Source organism: Buttiauxella agrestis ATCC 33320 (assembly GCF_000735355.1).
Taxonomy (GTDB): domain Bacteria; phylum Pseudomonadota; class Gammaproteobacteria; order Enterobacterales; family Enterobacteriaceae; genus Buttiauxella; species Buttiauxella agrestis.
In genome coordinates this window covers 1-5,503 of record NZ_JMPI01000039.1, presented here as the reverse complement: position 1 = coordinate 5,503, position 5,503 = coordinate 1, and the positions used below count along the sequence as shown (strand labels likewise).

The 5,503-nt window shown below is 52.6% G+C and carries 4 protein-coding genes; 2 read left to right on the top strand and 2 right to left on the bottom strand.

Going from position 1 to position 5,503, the window contains the following annotated elements:
- Nucleotides 1-56 precede the first annotated feature (56 nt).
- Nucleotides 57-665: an undecaprenyl-diphosphate phosphatase gene (gene ybjG, locus GBAG_RS13435; RefSeq protein WP_034496923.1), complete on the bottom strand. Its 609-nt coding sequence runs from the start codon at nucleotides 663-665 to the stop codon at nucleotides 57-59.
- 199 nt (nucleotides 666-864) lie between these two features.
- On the opposite strand from ybjG, the gene GBAG_RS13430 reads away from it, so the two are divergent.
- The gene (locus GBAG_RS13430; protein WP_034496921.1) at nucleotides 865-2,085 is read left to right on the top strand and encodes an MFS transporter; all 1,221 of its coding nucleotides are present in this window, start codon (nucleotides 865-867) and stop codon (nucleotides 2,083-2,085) included.
- A 108-nt stretch (nucleotides 2,086-2,193) separates the two neighbouring features.
- Here the strand turns inward: GBAG_RS13430 and metG are convergent, their stop codons facing one another.
- A complete protein-coding gene (gene metG, locus GBAG_RS13425) occupies nucleotides 2,194-4,227 on the bottom strand; it encodes a methionine--tRNA ligase (RefSeq protein WP_034496917.1) in 2,034 nt (677 codons plus the stop codon).
- Nucleotides 4,228-4,390: 163 nt separating this feature from the next.
- On the opposite strand from metG, the gene apbC reads away from it, so the two are divergent.
- A complete protein-coding gene (gene apbC / locus GBAG_RS13420) occupies nucleotides 4,391-5,503 on the top strand; it encodes an iron-sulfur cluster carrier protein ApbC (protein ID WP_034496916.1) in 1,113 nt (370 codons plus the stop codon).

The window sequence follows — 5,503 nt, the reverse complement described above, 5'->3', positions numbered from 1 at the left end:
AAGGAGAGGGTTGGGGTGAGGGCGTTAATTAACGCATCTTACCTTTGCTCAAAGGGTTAGTCACGCACCCAACCTTTGCGGATGGGCAGGGCAAAGCAGAAACGATAGGCCTGATGCAAGCGCGCATAAATCGACTCGCCAAGCAGGTTCCAGACCATTTGCGCCAACAGGCAAGAACACAAGCCCACCAGCAAACCGCCGAGCATATCCAACGGCCAGTGCACGCCAAGATAAACGCGTGACCAGGCAATCGCGCAGGCGATAGCAAAAAGCACCACGCCAGACCAAACCCGATGCCAGAACAAAAACGCCAGCGCGAAGGTGAAAATCACCGTGCCGTGGTCGCTTGGGAAAGAATCATCTGGCGCGTGATGCAGGAAGTTATAGCCAAATCCGCTGACAAACGGCCTGTCGTGCGGGAAAGCATGGCCGATAATCCACGATAGCGACACGCTAACGATAATGGCCAGCGCGGTCTTAATCACGACGACACGTTGTGCAGTCATCTGGCGGCGTTGCCCCCACAACCACAGAATGGCAATCAACAGTGGCACGATGTTAATCAAATCTTTGGCAATAAAAATGGCAAATTTAATCAACCATTCGGGCGATTCAGGTGTGGCATTCATCAGCAAAAAAAGAGACTGATTCAATTGTTCAATCATAACGTTATGAGTTCCTTAACCTTCAAATGAAGATGATGCCGTACACCCTGCATCGTGACCATAGGACGACAGCCTACTTTGAGCTTCTTAAGAAATCCTTAAACGACTGAACGATTGTGCTTGTTAAATAACAATTCACTATCTACCGAGAAGCCAATTTATTACACTTCGTTCGTTTTTCTTCTCCTTCGAGTTTTTCATGCAAAATAATAAGCGACTGGGTCGCCAGGCACTGCTATTCCCGCTGTGCCTGGTGCTCTATGAATTTTCTACGTATATCGGCAATGACATGATCCAGCCCGGCATGCTGGCGGTTGTCGAACAATACAACGCGGGAATCGAATGGGTGCCGACCTCCATGACTGCGTATTTGGCTGGCGGCATGTTTTTACAGTGGCTGTTAGGGCCGCTTTCGGATCGTATTGGCCGTCGCCCGGTGATGTTGACCGGCGTGGTGTGGTTTATCGTCACTTGCCTGGCGACTTTGCTGGCGCAAAACATCGAGCAATTTACTTTCCTGCGATTCCTGCAAGGGGTCAGCTTGTGCTTTATTGGCGCGGTCGGTTATGCGGCAATTCAAGAATCGTTCGAGGAGGCGGTGTGTATCAAAATCACGGCGCTGATGGCGAACGTGGCGCTCATTGCGCCGCTACTCGGCCCTTTGGTTGGGGCCGCGTGGATCCACTACGCGCCGTGGGAAACCATGTTTGTGCTATTTGCAGCACTGGCGGCGTTCTCTTTCTACGGCTTACACCGCGCGATGCCGGAAACCGCGACGCGTCTGGGTGAAAAACTCTCGCTGCGCGATTTAGGGCATGACTACAAACTGGTGCTGAAAAACGGGCGCTTTGTGGCCGGGGCGCTGGCGATTGGTTTTGTCAGCCTGCCGTTGCTGGCGTGGATTGCGCAGTCACCGATTATCATCATTAGCGGTGAAAAGCTGTCGACGTACGAATATGGTTTATTGCAGGTGCCTATCTTCGGCGCATTGATTCTCGGCAATCTGGTGCTGGCGCGTTTAACGTCACGCCGCAGCGTGCGCTCGCTGATTATTATGGGCGGCTGGTGGATTGTACCGGGGCTGGTGGTGGCCGCTATTGCAACCGTGGCATCAACACATGCTTATTTGTGGATGACTGCCGGGTTGAGCATTTACGCCTTCGGTATTGGCCTTGCCAACGCAGGCCTGGTGCGCCTGACGCTATTTGCCAGTGACATGAGCAAAGGCACAGTTTCGGCGGCAATGGGCATGTTGCAGATGCTGATTTTCACCGTCGGTATCGAAGTGAGCAAACACGCTTATCTGTTTGGCGGCAACGGTCTGTTCAGCCTGCTGAATTTGTTTGGCGGTGTGATTTGGTTAGGTTTGATGTTTGTGTTTTTGAAAGATAAAAGCGTGGGTAATCGGACGGACGCGTAGCTTTATCTGTTGGATGACGCTTCGCTTATCCAACCTACAACTTATCTCCCCACAACAAGCAAAAAAATACCCCGGCATGCCGGGGTATTTTGTTTGTAGCGTTCGGTATTACTTAACCGCCATACCGGCTTGCGCTCCGCTGTCAGGGCTTAACAGGAAGATATCTTTCCCGCCAGGACCTGCCGCCATCACCATCCCTTCTGAGATGCCGAAGCGCATTTTACGCGGAGCCAGGTTTGCCACCATAATGGTCAAACGGCCTTCAAGTGCTGCCGGGTCCGGGTAAGCAGAACGAATGCCGGAGAACACGTTGCGTTTCTCACCGCCAAGATCCAGCGTCAGGCGCAGCAGCTTGTCAGAACCTTCAACAAATTCTGCTTTCTCAATCAGCGCCACACGCAGATCCACTTTCGCAAAATCATCAAAGGCAATGGTTTCGCCGATTGGGTCGTCAGCCAGTGGGCCAGTGACCGGAGCGGCAGCGGCTTTCACTTCTTCTTTGGAGGCTTCAACCAGCGATTCAACCTGTTTCATTTCAATGCGGTTATACAGCGCTTTGAAGTTATTTACTTTGTGATTCAGCAGCGGGGTATTGATGCTATCCCAGGTTAATTCACAGTTCAGGAAGGCTTCAGTGCGCTCCGCAAGCGTAGGCAGAACCGGTTTCAGCCAGGTCATCAGCACGCGGAACAGGTTAATACCCATGGTGCAGATGGCTTGCAGGTCAGCATCGCGGCCTTCTTGCTTCGCCACAACCCACGGCGCTTGTTCGTCAACGTAGCGGTTTGCCACGTCTGCAAGCGCCATAATTTCACGCACGGCTTTACCAAATTCGCGACTTTCCCACGCTTCGCCAATAGTTTGCGCCGCATCGGTAAAGGTTTTGTACAACGCCGGGTCAGCGATTTCAGCAGATAGCTGGCCGTCAAAACGCTTGGCAATAAAGCCGGCATTACGGGATGCCAGGTTGACCACTTTGTTGACGATATCGCTGTTCACGCGCTGCACGAAATCTTCCAGGTTCAGGTCGATATCGTCGATGCGCGAAGAGAGTTTCGCGGTGTAGTAATAACGCAGGCTATCGGCGTCGAAATGGTTCAACCAGGTGCTGGCTTTAATGAACGTGCCGCGAGATTTGGACATCTTCGCGCCGTTCACCGTCACGTAGCCGTGAACGAACAGGTTGGTTGGCTTACGGAAACCGCTGCCTTCCAACATCGCAGGCCAGAACAGGCTGTGGAAATACACGATGTCTTTACCGATGAAGTGGTACAGCTCGGTCGTAGAATCTTGCTTCCAGTATTCGTCAAAGCTTTCGGTATCGCCGCGTTTGTCGCACAGGTTTTTGAAGGAGCCCATGTAACCGATTGGCGCGTCCAGCCAGACGTAGAAATATTTGCCCGGCGCATCAGGAATCTCGAAGCCGAAGTACGGTGCATCGCGGGAAATATCCCACTGTTGCAGGCCAGACTCGAACCACTCCTGCATTTTGTTCGCCACTTGCTCTTGCAGCGCGCCAGAACGAGTCCAGGCTTGCAGCATTTCGCTAAATGATGGCAAATCAAAGAAGAAGTGCTCGGAATCACGCATCACAGGCGTTGCGCCGGAAACCACGGATTGCGGGTTAATCAGCTCGGTTGGGCTATATGTTGCGCCACACACTTCGCAGTTATCGCCGTATTGGTCCGGGGCTTTACATTTTGGGCAGGTGCCTTTCACGAAACGGTCAGGCAGGAACATGCCTTTTTCCGGGTCGAAAAGTTGAGAAATGGTACGGTTTTTAATGAAACCGTTCTCTTTCAGACGGCCATAAATCAGCGACGCCAGCTCGCGGTTTTCGTCGCTGTGCGTGGAATGATAGTTATCGTAGCTGATGTTAAAGCCAGCAAAATCAGTCTGATGCTCCTGACTCATCTCGGCAATCATCTGTTCTGGGGTAATCCCTAATTGCTGTGCTTTCAGCATGATAGGCGTACCGTGTGCATCGTCTGCGCAGATGAAGTTGACCATGTTTCCGCGCATTCGTTGGTAACGGACCCAGACGTCAGCCTGGATGTGCTCCAGCATGTGACCAAGGTGGATTGAGCCGTTAGCGTACGGGAGTGCGCACGTTACCAATAATTTTTTCGCGGTATGAGCCATAGTAGAAATTGCATCTTCTAAAGAGAAAAGGGCCTTAGATGTTAACTGAGAGCCGCCTTGCGGTAAACCACACAAGGTGAACAAGGAAATTTTATCGTGCCTGGTGGCTTCTGGTATGCTTAACAAACTGCAATGTCCGACAATAAAAACATAAGGAGCCGGGATGAATTCGCAATCCCCGTCAAGTCGTTCCCCCGAGCAGCTACGCGCTATGGTCGCCGGGACACTGGCCAATTTTCAGCACCCAACCCTCAAACATAATCTGACCGCGCTTAAAGCGCTGCATCACGTCGCTATGCTGGATGACACGCTGCACGTCGAACTGCTTATGCCGTTTGTCTGGCGCAGCGCGTTTGAAGAACTGCAAGAACAGTGCAGCTCGGATTTATTGCGTATTACCGGCGCAAAAGCGGTGGACTGGAAACTGAGCCACAACATCGCCACGCTAAAACGTGTGAAAAATCACCCCGGCATTAGCGGCGTGAAAAACATTATTGCGGTGAGTTCAGGCAAAGGCGGTGTGGGTAAATCCAGCACGGCGGTCAACCTGGCGCTGGCGCTGATTGCCGAAGGGGCAAAGGTCGGGATTCTGGATGCGGATATTTACGGCCCGTCGATCCCAACCATGCTGGGCGCGGAACACGAGCGCCCAACGTCGCCTGATGGCACGCACATGACGCCAATCGTGGCGCATGGCCTGGCAACAAACTCCATTGGTTATTTGGTGACGGATGAAAACGCGATGGTGTGGCGTGGCCCGATGGCCAGCAAAGCGCTGATGCAAATGCTGCAAGAAACCATGTGGCCAGATCTCGATTATCTGGTGCTGGATATGCCGCCTGGAACGGGCGATATCCAGCTCACGCTGGCGCAAAATATCCCTGTAACGGGGGCGGTAGTGGTGACAACGCCGCAGGATATTGCGCTGATTGACGCCCGCAAAGGTATTGTGATGTTTGAGAAAGTCGATGTGCCAGTATTGGGTATCGTTGAAAACATGAGCATGCACATTTGCAGCAATTGCGGGCACCACGAGCCGATTTTCGGCACTGGCGGTGCGCAGAAACTGGCGGATCAGTACCACACCAAACTGCTGGGTCAGATGCCGCTGCACATTACGCTGCGTGAAGATCTCGATGCCGGTAAACCGACGGTGATTAGCCGCCCGGAAAGCGAGTTTACGGCGATATATCGCCAGTTGGCTGGAAGCGTTGCAGCCCAGCTTTACTGGGGTGGGGAAGTGATCCCTGCAGATATCGCGTTCAGAGCGGTGTAA